The organism is Halotalea alkalilenta, assembly GCF_001648175.1.
In the GTDB taxonomy this organism is placed as follows: Bacteria; Pseudomonadota; Gammaproteobacteria; order Pseudomonadales; family Halomonadaceae; genus Halotalea; species Halotalea alkalilenta_A.
In genome coordinates, this window is record NZ_CP015243.1 from 563,961 (window position 1) to 579,125 (window position 15,165).

Here is a 15,165-nt window from a genome sequence, read left to right on the forward strand (position 1 = left end):
ACTCCTACGCAGTCATCACTTCGACCAAGCGTTCGACAGCGATTCCGCCTGCTTCAGCACCAGTTCGATTGCGGCATCCTCACCTACCGGCGGGTACTTCCACTTCTTCAGCGTGCGTCGCACTAGAATCCGCAGCTTGGCGCGGACGCTCTCACGCACCTGCCAATCCACCGTGGTGCTGTTGCGCAGCTTCTCGGTGATCTCGACGGCGATCTTCTTCAAGGTGTCGTCACCCAGCTTGCGCACGGCGCTTTCGTTGTTGGCCAACGCGTCGTAGAAGGCGATTTCGTCCGGATTCAGGCCCAGCGCGGCTTCGCGTTCCAGTGCGGCCTGGAAGTCCTTGGCCATCTGGATCAGTTCCTCAATGACCTGCGCCGTTTCCACCGCACGGTTATGGTACTTGCGCAGGGTTTCCAGCAACCGGTCGCCGTACTTCTTCTCCTGCACCACGTTATTGCGTGCGCGGGCCTTGATCTCATCGCGTAGCAGCTTCTCCAGCAGTTCTACCGCCAGGTTACGACTGGGCATGTTGCGCACGTCTTCCAAAAACTCATCCGAAAGCAGCCCGATGTTGGGCTTGTCCAGGCCCGCCAGGGCGAAGATATCCGCCACGCCGTCCGCCACAATGGCGTTGTCCAGGATCTGTTTGAGCGCGCTGTTCTTGTCCGCGTCGGAACGCTTGCGGTCCACTGTGGTGAACTTGACGATGGCGGCCTTGACGGCGGCGAAGAAGGCAATTTCGGTGCGCAGCGCAGCAGCTTCATCCAGCGTGCTGCACAGGGAAAACGCCTTGCTCACGGCCAGCATGGCATCGAGGAAGCGCTGCTTGCCGTCCTTCAGCCCCAGGATATGGTTGGCCACCGGCACCAGCAGCTTCATCGCATCGGTCTCAAACCCGCTGTAGTCGAAGCCACTCATCATGCCGCGCACAGCATCCAGCCTGCGCAGCAGCTCGGCCAGGGCCTCGGCCGCGTTGTGCGCCGGGTCACCCTTGCCCTTGGATTCGGTGTAGGTCTTGAGCGCTGCCTTCAGCTCGTTGGCGATGCCGATGTAATCCACCACCAGTCCACCGGGCTTGTTGCGGAACACCCGGTTGACGCGGGCGATGGCCTGCATCAGGTTGTGGCCCTTCATGGGCTTGTCCACGTACATGGTGTGGCAGCAGGGCGCATCGAAGCCGGTCAGCCACATGTCGCGCACGATCACCAGCTTCAACGGATCTGCCGGGTCTTTGAAGCGCTTTTCCAGGCGTTTCTTCACCTGCTGGCTGTACAGGTGCGGCTGCAGCAAGGGCTTGTCCGCCGCCGAGCCGGTCATCACCACCTTGATTGCTCCCTTTTCCGGGTCAGCGGCTGCGCCTAATGGAGAGCCATGCCAGTCCGGGCGCAGGGCGACGATGGCGTTGTACAGCTCGGCGCAGATGTCGCGGCTCATGCACACGATCATCGCCTTGCCTTCCAGCGTGGCCGTGCGCGTCTCGAAGTGCTGCACCAAGTCGACAGCCACCTGTTCCAGACGCGGCCTGGCGCCCACCAGCTTGGTCAGTGCGGCCCAATCGCTCTTGGTCTTCTCGCGGGCGGTGATGTCTTCCTCGTCCTCGATGACCTCATCTACCTGAGCATTGAGTGCGTCGATCTCGGCCTGGTTCACGTCCAGCTTGGCCAGGCGGCTTTCGTAGTAGATCGGCACTGTGGCGCCATCGTCCACCGCGTCCTGGATGTCGTAGATGCTGACGTAGTCGCCGAACACCGCCCGCGTGTCCTTGTCTTCCAGGGCAATGGGCGTGCCGGTAAAGCCAATGAAGGTGGCGTTGGCCAGCGCGTCGCGCATGTGCTTGGCGTAGCCAAATACGTACTTGCCGGTCTTGGTGTCTAGTCGCCCTTTCATGCCGTACTGGCTGCGGTGCGCCTCGTCGGAGATCACTACGATGTTGCTGCGGCCCGACAGCAGCGGGTGCCGTTCCTCGTCGTCCAGCAGCGCGAACTTCTGCACCGTGGTGAAGATGATGCCGCCCGCCTCACGCGAGGCCAGCATCTCGCGCAGTTCTTCGCGGCTGCCCGCCTGCGTCGGCGTCTGCCGGAGCAGGTCTTCGGCGGCGCAGAAGGTGCCATACAACTGCCCGTCCAGATCGTTGCGATCCGTCACCACCACCAGCGTGGGGTTCTTCATCTCCGGCTGCTGCAACAGCTTGCCCGCGTAGCAGGCCATGGTGATGCTCTTGCCCGAGCCTTGCGTATGCCACACCACGCCGGCCTTGCGGCTGCCGGGCTGCACTTCCTTGCCGTAGGTGGCACGCGGCTCCTGCACTTCCAACAAGCCCTTGCTCGGGTTGCTGGCGGCGATCACCGTGGCATTCACCGCCTCGCGCACTGCATGGAACTGGTGGTAGCCCGCGATCTTCTTGATGATCTGGTCGGCGTCCTGTTCGAACAGCACGAAGTGGCGCACGTAGTCGAGAAACAGCGCAGGCTCGAAGAAGCCGCGCACCAGCGTTTCTAACTCGAACTCCAGCAGCGGCCGGTCGTCCTCATTGGCAATCGCCCGCCAGGGCTGCATGCGCTCCTGATTCGCCGTCAATGAGCCCAGACGCGCCGTAAAGCCGTCGCTGACCACCACCGCCACATTGGCATTGAACAGGTCGCCGATCTCGTCCTTGTAGGTCTGGATCTGGTTGAAGGCATCCCAGATGTCGGTCTGCTCGTTGGCTGGGTTCTTCAGTTCGATCACCGCCAGCGGCAGGCCGTTGACAAAGGCCACCAGGTCCGGACGGCGTGGCTGCCTGGTGCCGGTCACGGTGAACTGGCTGACCAGCAGGAAATCGTTGTTGCGTGGCTCGGCGAAGTCGATCAGGTTGACCAGATCGCTGCGCTTGTCATCGCCCACAGCAAACTCGACCGGGATGCCAGACAGTAGCAGCCGATGCACGTGGTGGTTGCGGGCGATCAGCAGGGATTCGCTGACCGTCAGCAGTTCATGCGTGGCTTGTTCCAGTGCGGCGGTAGGGATGTGCGGATTGATGCGCGTCAGCGCGGCCAACAGGCGTTCGTGCAGTACGGACTGGCGATAGTCCGTACGGGCAGGGTTTTCCCCATCTGGTGCGATGTTTGAACCCTGAGCGTGCTGCCAGCCAAGCTCCTGAAACCAAGAGATGCCGTAATTTTCGAGCTCTTGTTCTGTAATCACAGCCCGTCCTCCATAAGCGCCATCAAGAGAGCCTCAATGGACTCATCGTGCGTGCCTGCGGGGTACCAAATTGGATAGATATTGCATTCCATCAGTGCATCACGGCGTGCAATTTTTTCAGCGTTGCTGTTTGGTACAGGTAAGAACGCATAGTGGCGTGCGATGTTGTCATGCCCTTTGGCTTGCACAAGTGCCTTCATTGCTGAAAGGGTTCGATCGACCGTAAGACTGCAACCAATAAAAAGCAGCGTCTTGGTACAGATAGCCTCTACCGCTCTTTGCAGCTCATTTCCTTCACTGTAGTGCCTGTCATACTCCGAAGCCGTAAGAATTCGGCTTCGAGCGCTCGTGGATGTTCCATGCAGTTTGAGCAGAATCCTCTTCCCCTCTGCCAACTTCCTTGGCAATTCTTGGGAGAACTCTCCAGACAGTTCTTCGGAAAATGGCTTTCCTTCTGCTTCGTAACAACGCTTGGCCACATCATCGAAATTCGTTGTAATCACGCAGGAGTCGAAGACATGAGGCAATATCTGCACACAACCCGAAATTTCACGCGAACGCCCAAAGGCGTTTTCCACTCCTTCGTTGAAAGCGGGACCAAGTGCATCTGCTAGTTTCTGGGCTGCCTCCTCATATTGGCCAACATCCAGCATTTTATCGAACTCACCCAAATCAATCGCCGTCTCGCGGTTCTGTTGCTTGAGAAAAGTAGTCCACCCAGGATAACCACTTGGAACTGACAAACCAGCGCCTACAAAAGGTACAACTGCCCCTCTGGCATAAACCTCTTTGAGCTTTCCAAACCGGTCTTGCAAGTCAAATTCATCCAATATTGTTTTTGCTGATTCGATCAGTTCTTCTTTGCGCTCCTGTACCCAGTCCAGAAAAAGATCATTGTATGCATCTGGGTCAAGCAATCCCTCCAGGATTTCATCCGGTGCCCAGTGCTTGTTTCGGATATGTATCCTTCCTTTATCGACATAGAGATTCTGCTCTTGCGCTAAGGCATCTGCAAACATGGGTCTGAGATGCTTCATGCCGGCACCTCGACCTCACCAGAAAGAAGCTTGGGCAGCAAAGTGTCCCGAGTCGCGCCCAAGGTTGCAATCTCATTTTGCCGGTTTCGCATTTCCTCAAAGATAGGGATGACTGATTTTGTAAAGCAACCAATCAGATCAGAATTGGCTACGATGATCGGCATCTCACGAATGGTCTTTGAATTGACTGCATCCGCAATAGACGACGTACTACCAAGCGTCGAATAGTCGAAGTTCTTCAGGTACAGATATAGGTATTCTGACGAGATCGTTGCAGCGAGGGGCAACTTAAAGTGAGCAATGGCCTCATTGGTCACCATCGTGCCATCAGTGATGGCTACTCGACCGATAGTCAACTTGAAGCTAAGCAAAACGGTTTTGTCTGGCACGACACGCACATTAAAGCGCGAGACGGCCTCCGAAGTCAGGAACTCTGAAGATCGTTGCTGAAAAACCCCACTAGTTCCCATATCCTTGATGGACACCCAGCGCCAATCTCCTTCACCCTCGGTGAACCATTGGGGCTCTTTTCTTGGTGGAGTTTTGCCAATGCCGACTTCCGTTAACAAATCCGCGGTTTGAAATGCCCACCCCTTCGGAATCTCCCCCAACTCCGACTCTTCCATTGCATCGGGAAACAGCTCGGCCGTGGCAACGAGTTGGGCATGATACTCGCGGGGCATCTGGTCGAGTTCGGCATCGGTTTTGCCGCTGATGGCGCGCATGGCGGCGCGCAGCGGGTCTTCGCCTTGCTCGATGGCGGCGATCTTCGCCTTGACCGGGTCGAAATCGACAAACCAGGACTTGAAGATGGCTAGCGCCATCGCTTCGAGGGTTTGATTGATGCGGCGATTGAGGTCGATTTTTTCGTTTATTGAGGTGATGACCGACTCTATGCCATGCCTTACAGATATTGGCGGAATTGGTATGGGAATATTTTTTACGTCAGCAAGATTCAATGTTTTCTGAACAGTTGTGTTCGCACGGTCATCCAAGAAACGTTTGGTTTCGGCTGACTGCAAACAAATATTTATCCACTTGGCTCCGATTTCTTGAGACGGACGAATAACTGCAACAGCACGCGCGACATTCCACCCCGCCAGATCATTTGAGACAATGGCCGTCTGACCTGTGCTTCCTACAAGAGTAAGCAAAACTTCGCCGCCACTAAGGCGTGTTCGCTTGTAGTTTTCCTCGATGGAGGTAGCTACGCGAAGCACATTTGAAATATCTAGCCGTCCATTATTGAAATTATTCACGCGCACAATCGGAACACCTTCGTTATCGTGCTGTCCCGGTTGAACAATGCCGTACGAAATCAACCCATCAATCGTACAGTCAATTAGTTCCTTGCAGGGCCATATACCCATTGGCAAGTCAGATTGCATAACCCAACCCCGCCAAATTCTTCTTGATTTCCTCTTCCAGCTTCGCACTCTCCGCAAACTGCTCCGCCAGTTGCGCCGTCAGCCGCTGCATTTTGTCGGCAAAGGGCTCACCGTCTTCTTCCTGTTCCGCCGCCCCCACATAGCGTCCCGGCGTCAGCACATGCTCATGCTTGCGCACGTCTTCCAGGGCGGCGGAGTAGCAGAAACCGGGCACATCCTCGTACCCCTCGCCCTGCTGCCAGGCATGGAAGGTGTCGGCGATTTTCTGGATGTCGTCCGGGGTGAAGTCGCGCAACACGCGGTCTTTCATGTAGCCCAACTGGCGGGCATCGATGAACAGGAGCTCGCCGCGCCGGTCGCGCTTCTTCTTGTCCAGCGCGAAGCCGTTCTGCTTGTCGCGGGTCAGGAACCAGATGCAGGCCGGAATCTGGGTGTTGGTGAACAACTGGCCGGGCAGCGCGACCATGCATTCGACGTAATCGTCCTCGATCAGCCGCTTGCGGATTTCGCCCTCGTTGTTGGTGTTGGAGCTCATCGAGCCGTTGGCCAGCAGCAGCGCCATGCTGCCGGTGGGCGCCAGGTGCCAGAGCATGTGCTGCAACCAGGCGAAGTTGGCGTTGCCCTGTGGCGGCGTGCCGGCGATCCAACGCGGATCGTTGGCGAGCTTTTCGTTCCACCATTCCTTCATGTTGAAGGGCGGGTTGGCCATGACGAAGTCGGCACGCAGATCCGGGTGCAGGTCGTTCAGCAATGTGTCGGCAGGGCGGCCGCCGAAATTGAAGTCGATACCGCGAATGGCCATGTTCATCGCGGCCAGCCGCCAGGTGGTGGGGTTGCTCTCCTGCCCGTAAACGCTGATCTGCCCACTGCTACCATTGGCTGCCTTGCCGCCGTGCTGTTCGATGAACTCCTCGCTTTGCACGAAGAAGCCGCCGGAGCCCATGGCCGGGTCGTAGACGCGCCCCTTGAACGGCTGGAGCATTTCCACGATCAGGGTAACGATGCTCTTGGGCGTGTAGTACTGGCCGCCCTTCTTGCCTTCGGCCAGAGCGAACTGGCCGAGGAAGTACTCGTAGACGTGGCCGAGGATGTCCTTGGATTTCAGGTCTAGCGGCTGGCCCTTGTATTCGCGCGCAGCGAAGTCGGTATCTGAGAAATGGCTGATCAACCCGGCCAGCTTGCTGGAGTCGAGCTGCACGCGGGCGAAGTCCTTGTTCAGCACGTTCTTCAGCCGGGCGTTCTCGCGCTCGACGGCCTCCATGGCGTTGTCGATCAGCCAACCAACCGAGCGCATTCTCTCGGGCATGCTTTTGCCGGCTACGTTCCATGGCAAGGCCTCGCCTGGCGGCAGTTGCGCGCAATCACGCAGGGTTTGCCAGCGCGCTTCAACCGGCACCCAGAACACGTTTTTCTCTGTGTAGTAGTCGCGGAGTTCCAATTCATCGGAAAGGTTATCCTTGTACTCTTGCGTCCCTTCTCCGCCGTAGTCCTGCGGATCCAAATAGTAGTCATGGTTTGGGTCGGTGAATTGGGCGCGCAACTCACGCTGTCGCTCTTCGAAGGCATCGGATACGTATTTCAGGAAGATCAGTCCAAGCACGACGTGCTTGTACACGGCTGCGTCGAGGTTGGAGCGCAGTTTATCGGCGGCGCTCCAGAGCTTCTTCTCCAAGTCGTTGAAGAATTGTTGTTCGATGGGTCTCATGCTGTGGCCTCGTATTGCATCATCATTGGCTTTCTTGCGGGGCTCGTTACGCTGCCGTTCAATGTCTTCCGACTGCTCCACGTTGGGCCCTGGCGCTGGCGAGAGACTTCCGACCAGGGCCACTGAACCGCCTCTTCCTCTTCCAGCACGGATGCATCCGTCGTCGATCAGTTGCTGCTTGATGAGCTGATACGTGATTTCCTGCCAGTCCAATGCCTCGCGAAGGCGCTGGTTTCCTGCGCTTCCCCCATAGGACGAGAGGGTGGTGATGAAGCGCTGGACCTGTTGATCTGTAGTAGATGCCACTTTATTTCCTTAACTACAAAATGAGCTGTTTCAAGCAGGCCAGTACAGCCGTTTCAGCGGCACGATGCGTTTGGTTTCGGCATCGGTGGCGTCGTAATGCTCGATCAGGGCACGGACCACATGATCCAGCGTCCACATCGCCAGCGGAATGGAGGCGCGGTCGGCTTCGTACTGGGCATCCTTGCTGAAGCCGCCGGTGCTGACGTACAGCCCACGGTCGTCCTTGTGGCGGCCGCCGAGGAAGCTTCTAATCTCCTGGCTGCCCATTTGTCCCTTGCGGTGCTTGACCTCAACGACGATGCGCGGATGCTCGAAGCCGAAGCCGTCGGGCGAGGCAACGATGTCCTTGCCTCGATCCGAGCCTGGCGGCGAGACCTGGGTCTTGTAGCCCATGGCGCGCAGGATGCCGGCGACCAGCTGTTGCATGTCATCCCAGTCGAGTTCGCTGACCCTGTCCTTGATCCGCTCCAGCGCCTGCGATTCGATATCGGCCAGCGGGTCGGCGATGGCTTCTTCTGCCTCTTCTTCCACCGCTGGCAACGGCTTGCCCTTTAGCGCCGCCAGTATTTCAGCTGCCGCACCGGATGGCACTTCGAACAAAGTCAGAGTCGAGCCGAGGCTGTTCTTGGTGCTGGTGCCCAGGCTGTCACGCGTGAGTTCCTGCTGCTGCCACTGCACCTTGCGTGCCATCGACATGTTCTGTTCGGACCACTCGGGATGATGCTCGGCGGGCCCGGTGACTTTGCCAATCGAGTAGAGGCGATTGGCCGGCGAGTAGGTCACGATCCAGTCGCCATTCTGGATCTCGTTGACGAAGCGCCAGACTTGCGAAGCTCCAGCGATCACGGTGCCCTGTTTCGCCTGCGGTTCGGCGGACTGGTAGAGGGCAATCAGCTGTTTGCGCCCGATGCCGGGCTTGGCGTGAGCCGCCAGTTGGTTCCAGCCGATCGCAGCTACGCTGCGTTCGCGGAATGTGTCGTACAGGCTTCCACCTTCGCTGCGGACCATCCACATTCGCGTCATTAACCGCTCCCTTCCACTTTCTCATGCGCTCTTGGCGAGTGACTGCTCACCTACGTAGGTTTCCTGGGATCAGCATATCGCATCCCGTACGGCCCAAGTGGGTGGATCAAGAGCCGTTTCCCCTCACTTCCCAATACAAAAACTGCCGAATATCTCCCCGAGCAGATCGTCGGCGGTGAATTCGCCGGTGATCTCGCCGAGGGCTTGCTGGGCGGCGCGGAGGTCTTCGGCGAGCAGTTCGCCGGCGCCGCCGCCTTGGAGCTGGGCGGTGCCGGTGGTGAGTGCGGCGCTGGCGCGTTCGAGGGCTTCGAGGTGGCGGCGGCGGGCGGAGAATTGGCCTTCGCTGGTGGTGGTGTAGCCCATCACTTGCTTGAGGTGGGCTTTCAAGTTATCCACACCCACTCCTTGGCGGGCTGAGAGGCGGATGACGGGTGGGGTTGTGGATAGTTCGCTGGCGTCGCCTTCGCCGCTAAGATCGACTTTGTTGCGCACCAGGGTCAGCCGTGCGGGGTCGGGGAGGCGGGAGACGAATTCGGGCCAGATATGGAGCGGGTCGAGGGATTGGGTCTCGGTGGCGTCGACCAGCAGCAGGACGCGGTCGGCGCGCTCGATTTCGGCCCAGGCGCGCTGTACGCCGATTTGCTCTACGGCGTCGGGGGTGTCGCGCAGCCCTGCGGTGTCGATCACGTGCAGCGGCATGCCGTCGAGGTGGATGTGTTCGCGCAGTACGTCGCGGGTGGTGCCGGCGATGTCGGTGACGATCGCGCTGTCGCGCTCGGTCAGGGCGTTGAGCAGGCTCGATTTGCCGGCGTTGGGGCGCCCGGCGATCACTACGCTCATGCCTTCGCGCATCAGCGCTCCTTGCGCCGCTGCGGCTCGCACTTGGTCGAGGCGTTGGCGCAGCTCGGCGAGCCGGGTGGCGACGACGCCGTCGTTGATGAAGTCGATCTCTTCCTCGGGGAAGTCGATCGCCGCTTCGACGTAGACCCTGAGCTCGACCAGGGCGTCGGTGAGCGCGCTCACCCGGCGTGAGAATTCGCCCGACAGCGAGCGCAGTGCGTTGGCGGCGGCCGCGCGCGAGCTGGCTTCGATCAGGTCGCTGATCGCTTCGGCCTGGGCAAGATCGAGCTTGTCGTTGAGAAAGGCGCGTTCGGAGAACTCTCCGGGCCGGGCGAGGCGCGCGCCGAGGGCGAGGGTGCGTTCGAGCAGCCAGTCGATGATCACCGGGCCGCCGTGGCCCTGGAGCTCGAGCACGTCTTCGCCGGTGAACGAGTGAGGCCCCGGGAAGTAGAGCGCGATGCCTTGGTCGAGGACGCTGCCGTCGTGGTCGAGGAAGGGGCCATAGTGGGCGTGGCGCGGGCGCGGGCGATAGCCGAGCAGGGCCTCGGCGATCGCGCTCGCCTTTTGGCCTGAGATTCGCACGATGCCGACCCCGCCGCGTCCGGGCGGGGTCGCCTGGGCACTGATGGTGTCCTGGTCGAGGGTGGACAGCGTAAGGGGGGACGAAGTGGCCATGCGAAGCTCCTCGGCACGCCGTGAATGGCGGATGACGCTTGCGTGTCATCCGAGGCGGCAAATGATAAGGCCTCGCTTGCTCAGCGACCAATTTGTGTGGGTTGGGGGTGGGTGCACCAATTGTTGGCGGGGTGGTGTCGGTGGGGGTGGTGTTGGCACCATCTTGGGGCTGGCGTTTGGGTTGGCCTTGACGTCGGGCCGTGGTTCGAGAGGCTCGTCCCTCGCTCCTCACTACGAAGGGGTGGGGGCTGGCGTTGCCGTGGTCGTGGTTGGCGTGCGCTTTGCTTTGCTTAACAAGTCAGCGCTTTGGCTGCGCTCGGATAACAACGATAAGCACAGGACCACGATATGGACTTCGGATCTCTCGCTCCGGCGACCCGTTTGCGCCGGGCGGCGCTCGCTCTGGCTATCTCTACGGCACTTGCGCTGCCGGGCCTTGCCGCTGCGCAGACTACGCTGCGCATCGGTATGACCGCCGGTGACATCCCGCTGACCCACGGTCAGCCCGACCAGGGCTATGAGGGCAATCGTTTCAGCGGTATTCCGATCTACGATTCGCTGGTCCAGTGGGATTTGTCCCAGGGCGATGCGCCGAGCGGCCTGGTGCCGGGCCTTGCCACCGAGTGGCAGGTCGATGCCGAGGATCACACCAAATGGCGCTTCACCTTGCGCGAGGGTGTCGAGTTCCATGACGGCACGCCGGTCAATGCCGATGCGATCGTCTGGAACGTCGACAAGGTGCTGAACAGCGAGGCGCCGCAGTACGCGCCGGGTCAAATCGGCAATACGCTGTCGCGGATGCCGACTTTGCGTTCGGCGCACAAGATCGACGATTACGCCGTCGAACTGGTGACCTCCGAGCCGGATGCCTTCTTGCCGTTCAACCTGACCAACCTGTTCATCGCCTCGCCTTCGGCCTGGCAGGGTTTCTATGATGCGACGCCCTCGAGCGCGGATGCGGCGACCCGCAGCCAGCAGGCGTGGACCGAGTTCGCGGCCCATGCGGTCGGCAGTGGTCCGTTCAAGCTCGAGCGGCTGGTGCCGCGCCAGCAGCTGACGCTTGCCAAGAATCCCGACTACTGGAACCCGGACCGGGTGCCGAAGGTCGACCGCGTGGTGCTGCTGCCGCTGCCGGAGGCCAATGCGCGTACCGCCGCGCTGCTCTCCGGCCAGGTCGATTGGATCGAGGCGCCGGCGCCCGATGCGATCCCGCAGATCGAAAGCCGCGGCTTCAAGATCTACTCCAATACCCAGCCGCACCTATGGCCGTGGCAGTTCTCCTTCGTCGAGGGCTCGCCGTGGAACGACAAGCGCGTTCGCCAGGCCGCCAATCTGTGTCTCAACCGCGCGGATCTCAAGGAGTACCTCGGTGGCTACATGGTCGAGGCGACTGGGATCTTCGAGCCGGGTTCGCCGTGGCGCGGCGAGCCTGAGTTCCAGATCTCCTACGATCCCGATCGCGCCCGCGAACTGATGGAGGAGGCCGGCTTCGGCCCCAACAACCCGGTTCGGGTCAAGGTCCAGACCTCAGCCTCCGGCTCCGGCCAGATGCAGCCTTTGCCGATGAACGAGTTCATCCAGGAGAGCCTGCGCGCCTGCTACATCGATACCGAGCTCGATGTCACCGAGTGGAACACGCTGTTCACCAACTGGCGGCTCGGCGCTCGTGATCCGGCCGCCCAGGGCGCCAATGGGATCAACGTCAGCGCGGCGACCATGGACCCCTACTTCGCGATGATCCGCTTCGCGACCGAGGCGGCCTTCCCGCCGGCGTCGACCAACTGGGGCTACTTCTCGACTCCTGAAGTGGAGGAGCTCGCCCGCGAGGCGCGCAATGCCTTCGAGCCCGCCGCGCTCGATGAGGCCGCGGCCAAGCTCCACGCCGCGATCGTCGACGAGACGCCGTTCTTGTTCGTCGCCCACGACGTTGGTCCGCGCGCGATCTCGCCGAAGGTCCAGGGTGTGGTTCAGCCGCAGAGCTGGTTCATCGACCTCGCCACCATGTCGATGGAAGACTGACCGGTCCCGGGAGAAAGCGATGGGAGGCTACGTGGTGCGTCGGCTGCTGCTGACGATCCCGATCATGCTCGGCGTGGCGCTGGTCTGCTTCATGCTGGTGCATCTATCGCCGGGAGACCCGCTGGTGTCGGTGCTGCCACCGGATGCGTCGCAGGCGCTGCGCGAGCAGATGATCTCGCTCTACGGCTTCGACCAGCCCTACGTGGTGCAGTTCTTCAAGTGGCTCTTCAACGCGCTGCAGGGCAACCTCGGCACCTCGATCGCCACCGGCCGGCCGGTGATCGACGAGGTGCTGGTGGCGGCGGTCAATTCGCTGCGCCTGGCGGTGCTGGCGACCCTGCTCGGCTTCTGCTTCGGCAGCCTGTTCGGCTTCGTCGCCGGCTACTTCCAGAACAGCTGGATCGACAAGCTGGCGTCGATGCTGTCGATCTTCGGTGTCAGCGTGCCGCACTACTGGCTCGGTATGGTGCTGGTGATCATCTTCGCCTCGCAGCTCTACTGGCTGCCGGCCACTGGCGGTGGGCCGACGGGTTCTGATGGCTGGCAGTGGAACTGGGACCACCTGCAGTACATGATCCTGCCGGCGATCACGCTGTCGGTGATTCCCACCGGGATCATCTCCCGCACCGTGCGCGCCGTGGTCGCCGAGACCCTGGCACAGGAGTTCATCGTCGGCCTGCGCGCGCGCGGCCTCGGTGAGGCGGCGGTGTTCCGCCATGTGGTCAAGAACGCAGCCCCCACGGCGCTGGCGGTGATGGGGCTGCAGCTCGGCTACCTGATGGGCGGCTCGATCCTGGTCGAGACGGTGTTCTCCTGGCCGGGCACCGGGCTTTTGCTCAATACCGCGATCTTCCAGCGCGACATGCCGCTGCTCCAGGGTTCGATCTGGGTGCTGGCGCTGTTCTTCGTCAGCCTCAATCTCTGCGTCGACATCTTCCAGGCCCTGCTCGACCCGCGCATCGAGCGCAGCTAGGGCGAGAACACCTAGGAGAATCAACATGACGACTTCCCCGGTGGTCGACCCCGCTCAGGTCGCCCCCTTGGTGCATCGCTCCAGCGGCTACTGGCGCACGGTCGGCGGCCGGCTGGTACGCGATCGCCTCGCTCTGGTGGTGGGTTTGATCATCGTGGCACTGCTGTCGATGGCGCTGTTCGGGCCGTGGCTTACCCCGCACGATCCCTACGCCACCTCGATGATCAGAAGGCTGCGCCCGATCGGCACCGAAGGGCACCCGCTCGGCACCGACGAGCTCGGGCGCGACCTGCTCTCGCGGTTGATCCTCGGCGCCAGGCTCTCGCTGTTCATGGGCATCACCCCGGTGGTGCTGGCGTTCTTCATCGGCAGCGCCCTAGGCATCGTCGCCGGCTACGCCGGCGGTTGGTTGAACGCGGTGATCATGCGCACCATCGACGTCTTCTACGCCTTTCCCTCGGTGCTGCTGGCGATTGCGATCTCCGGTGCGCTGGGCGCCGGGATCGGCAACGCGCTGCTGTCGCTGACCCTGGTGTTCATTCCCGAGGTGGCGCGGGTCGCCGAGAGCGTCACCACCCAGGTGCGCGGGCGCGACTACATCGAGGCGGCGCGCGCCTCGGGCGCCAGTGCGCTGTTGATCATCCGTACCCAGGTGTTCGGCAATGTGATCGGGCCGATCTTCGTCTACTCCACCGGACTGATCTCGGTGTCGATGATCCTTGCCTCCGGGCTCTCCTTCCTCGGCCTCGGCGTGCGTCCGCCGGAGCCGGAGTGGGGGCTGATGCTCAACACCCTGCGCACGGCGATCTACTCCCAGCCGCTGATCGCCGCGCTGCCTGGCGTGATGATCTTCATCACCTCGATCTCGTTCAATGTCTTCGCCGATCGCCTGCGCGCGGCGATGGCGGTGAGGAGCTGACGATGCAATCCAGCAGTGATTCCCGCGCTGCCGATCCGCGCGATCTCGGCGGGCCGATCCAGCCCCTGCTCAAGGTGCGCGGCCTGGTGAAGCATTTCTCGGTCAGGGGCGGGGCCGGCAAGCGGCGAGTGGTGCGCGCGGTCGACGGCATCGACTTCGAGGTGCGCAAGGGCGAGACCCTCGGCGTGGTCGGTGAGTCCGGCTGCGGCAAGTCGACCACCGCGCGGCTTTTGATGCAGCTGATCAAGCATGATGCCGGCGAGCTGATCTTCGACGCCGCCACGGTCGGCGGGCAGCAGCTGCCGCTGCGCGAGTTCCGCCGCCAGGTGCAGATGGTGTTCCAGGACAGCTACTCGTCGCTCAACCCGAGGATGACCATCGAGCAGTCGGTGGCCTTCGGGCCGCGGGTCCACGGCGTCGGCAAGCGCGAGTCGATGGCGCGTGCGCGCTCGCTGCTCGATCGCGTCGGGCTCGACCCCCAGCGCTTCGGCGGGCGCTATCCCCATGAGCTTTCCGGCGGCCAGCGCCAGCGGGTCAATATCGCCCGCGCCCTGGCGTTGGAGCCGCGGCTGGTGATCCTCGACGAGGCGGTGTCGGCGCTCGACAAGTCGGTCGAGGCCCAGGTGCTCAACCTGCTCGACGATCTGAAGCGCAGCATGGCGCTGACCTACGTGTTCATCAGCCACGATCTTCACGTGGTGCGCTACGTCTCGGACCGCATCCTGGTGATGTACCTGGGCGAAGTGATCGAGATCGGCCCGGCGGAGGCGCTGTTCGAGCGCTCGGCGCACCCCTACACGGTCGCGCTGCTCGGCTCGATGCCCTCGCTCGACCCTGACCAGCGCACCGAAGCGCCGCCGCTGGTCGGCGACCCGCCGAGCCCGATCGATCCGCCCAGCGGCTGCCGTTTTCACACTCGCTGCCCTTACGCCGAGCCGCTTTGCGCGGAACAAAAGCCGCCGTTCGCGGAGCTCGATGAGGGCCATCGGGCGGCGTGCTGGATGGTGGTGCCGGGGTCTCAGCACTCGCAGGCCGCCAAGGCGCAGTGCGTCGATGCCTGACCGCGGCAGGCGCTGGGAACGTTCTACGGGCGCGCC

At 61.6% G+C, this 15,165-nt stretch carries 10 protein-coding genes; 4 read left to right on the plus strand and 6 right to left on the minus strand.

Features of this window, described 5'->3' with window-relative positions; all coding sequences use genetic code 11:
- Positions 1-15: 15 nt before the first annotated feature.
- The 6 genes from A5892_RS02530 to mnmE all read right to left on the minus strand — a co-directional run bounded on the left by A5892_RS02530 (position 16) and on the right by mnmE (position 10,157).
- Complete coding sequence (locus tag A5892_RS02530; protein WP_082890225.1) at positions 16-3,183, minus strand: type I restriction endonuclease subunit R; 3,168 nt, start codon at positions 3,181-3,183, stop codon at positions 16-18.
- A complete protein-coding gene (locus A5892_RS02535) occupies positions 3,180-4,220 on the minus strand; it encodes an SIR2 family protein (protein WP_064121461.1) in 1,041 nt (346 codons plus the stop codon). The genes A5892_RS02530 and A5892_RS02535 overlap by 4 nt, the downstream gene beginning before the upstream one ends.
- On the minus strand, positions 4,217-5,608 hold the full coding sequence (locus A5892_RS19710) for a restriction endonuclease subunit S (RefSeq protein ID WP_082890226.1): 1,392 nt from the start codon (positions 5,606-5,608) through the stop codon (positions 4,217-4,219). The genes A5892_RS02535 and A5892_RS19710 overlap by 4 nt, the downstream gene beginning before the upstream one ends.
- On the minus strand, positions 5,598-7,619 hold the full coding sequence (locus tag A5892_RS02545) for a class I SAM-dependent DNA methyltransferase (protein ID WP_223302776.1): 2,022 nt from the start codon (positions 7,617-7,619) through the stop codon (positions 5,598-5,600). The genes A5892_RS19710 and A5892_RS02545 overlap by 11 nt, the downstream gene beginning before the upstream one ends.
- 30 nt (positions 7,620-7,649) lie before the next feature.
- Positions 7,650-8,642, minus strand: a complete 993-nt coding sequence (locus A5892_RS02550; RefSeq protein ID WP_064121464.1) for a restriction endonuclease — start codon at positions 8,640-8,642, stop codon at positions 7,650-7,652.
- A 123-nt stretch (positions 8,643-8,765) separates the two neighbouring features.
- Positions 8,766-10,157 carry a tRNA uridine-5-carboxymethylaminomethyl(34) synthesis GTPase MnmE gene (mnmE, locus tag A5892_RS02555; RefSeq protein WP_064121465.1) on the minus strand — a complete coding sequence of 464 codons (1,392 nt, stop codon included), beginning with the start codon at positions 10,155-10,157 and terminating at the stop codon, positions 8,766-8,768.
- A gap of 348 nt (positions 10,158-10,505) precedes the next feature.
- Here mnmE and A5892_RS02560 point away from each other — a divergent pair, with 348 nt between their 5' ends.
- Genes A5892_RS02560 through A5892_RS02575 form a run of 4 tightly spaced genes read left to right on the plus strand, consistent with a single transcriptional unit; the run spans position 10,506 to position 15,129 of the window.
- Entirely contained in the window at positions 10,506-12,176 is a 1,671-nt protein-coding gene (locus tag A5892_RS02560) for an ABC transporter substrate-binding protein (RefSeq protein WP_064121466.1), read from the plus strand.
- Positions 12,177-12,195: 19 nt separating this feature from the next.
- Positions 12,196-13,149 (plus strand): ABC transporter permease, encoded by a 954-nt coding sequence (locus A5892_RS02565; protein ID WP_064121467.1) that lies wholly within the window; start codon positions 12,196-12,198, stop codon positions 13,147-13,149.
- 25 nt (positions 13,150-13,174) lie between these two features.
- Positions 13,175-14,068 carry an ABC transporter permease gene (locus A5892_RS02570; RefSeq protein ID WP_064121468.1) on the plus strand — a complete coding sequence of 298 codons (894 nt, stop codon included), beginning with the start codon at positions 13,175-13,177 and terminating at the stop codon, positions 14,066-14,068.
- 2 nt (positions 14,069-14,070) lie between these two features.
- A complete protein-coding gene (locus A5892_RS02575; protein ID WP_064121469.1) occupies positions 14,071-15,129 on the plus strand; it encodes an ABC transporter ATP-binding protein in 1,059 nt (352 codons plus the stop codon).
- Positions 15,130-15,165 lie beyond the last annotated feature (36 nt).

Coding starts and splice junctions, on each gene's coding strand:
- A5892_RS02570 (WP_064121468.1), top strand. CDS start 13,175: ATGACGACTTCCCCGGTGGTCGACCCCGCTCAGGTCGCCCCCTTGGTG.
- A5892_RS19710 (WP_082890226.1), bottom strand. CDS start 5,608: ATGCAATCTGACTTGCCAATGGGTATATGGCCCTGCAAGGAACTAATT.
- A5892_RS02550 (WP_064121464.1), bottom strand. CDS start 8,642: ATGACGCGAATGTGGATGGTCCGCAGCGAAGGTGGAAGCCTGTACGAC.
- A5892_RS02565 (WP_064121467.1), top strand. CDS start 12,196: ATGGGAGGCTACGTGGTGCGTCGGCTGCTGCTGACGATCCCGATCATG.
- A5892_RS02560 (WP_064121466.1), top strand. CDS start 10,506: ATGGACTTCGGATCTCTCGCTCCGGCGACCCGTTTGCGCCGGGCGGCG.
- A5892_RS02575 (WP_064121469.1), top strand. CDS start 14,071: ATGCAATCCAGCAGTGATTCCCGCGCTGCCGATCCGCGCGATCTCGGC.
- mnmE (WP_064121465.1), bottom strand. CDS start 10,157: ATGGCCACTTCGTCCCCCCTTACGCTGTCCACCCTCGACCAGGACACC.
- A5892_RS02535 (WP_064121461.1), bottom strand. CDS start 4,220: ATGAAGCATCTCAGACCCATGTTTGCAGATGCCTTAGCGCAAGAGCAG.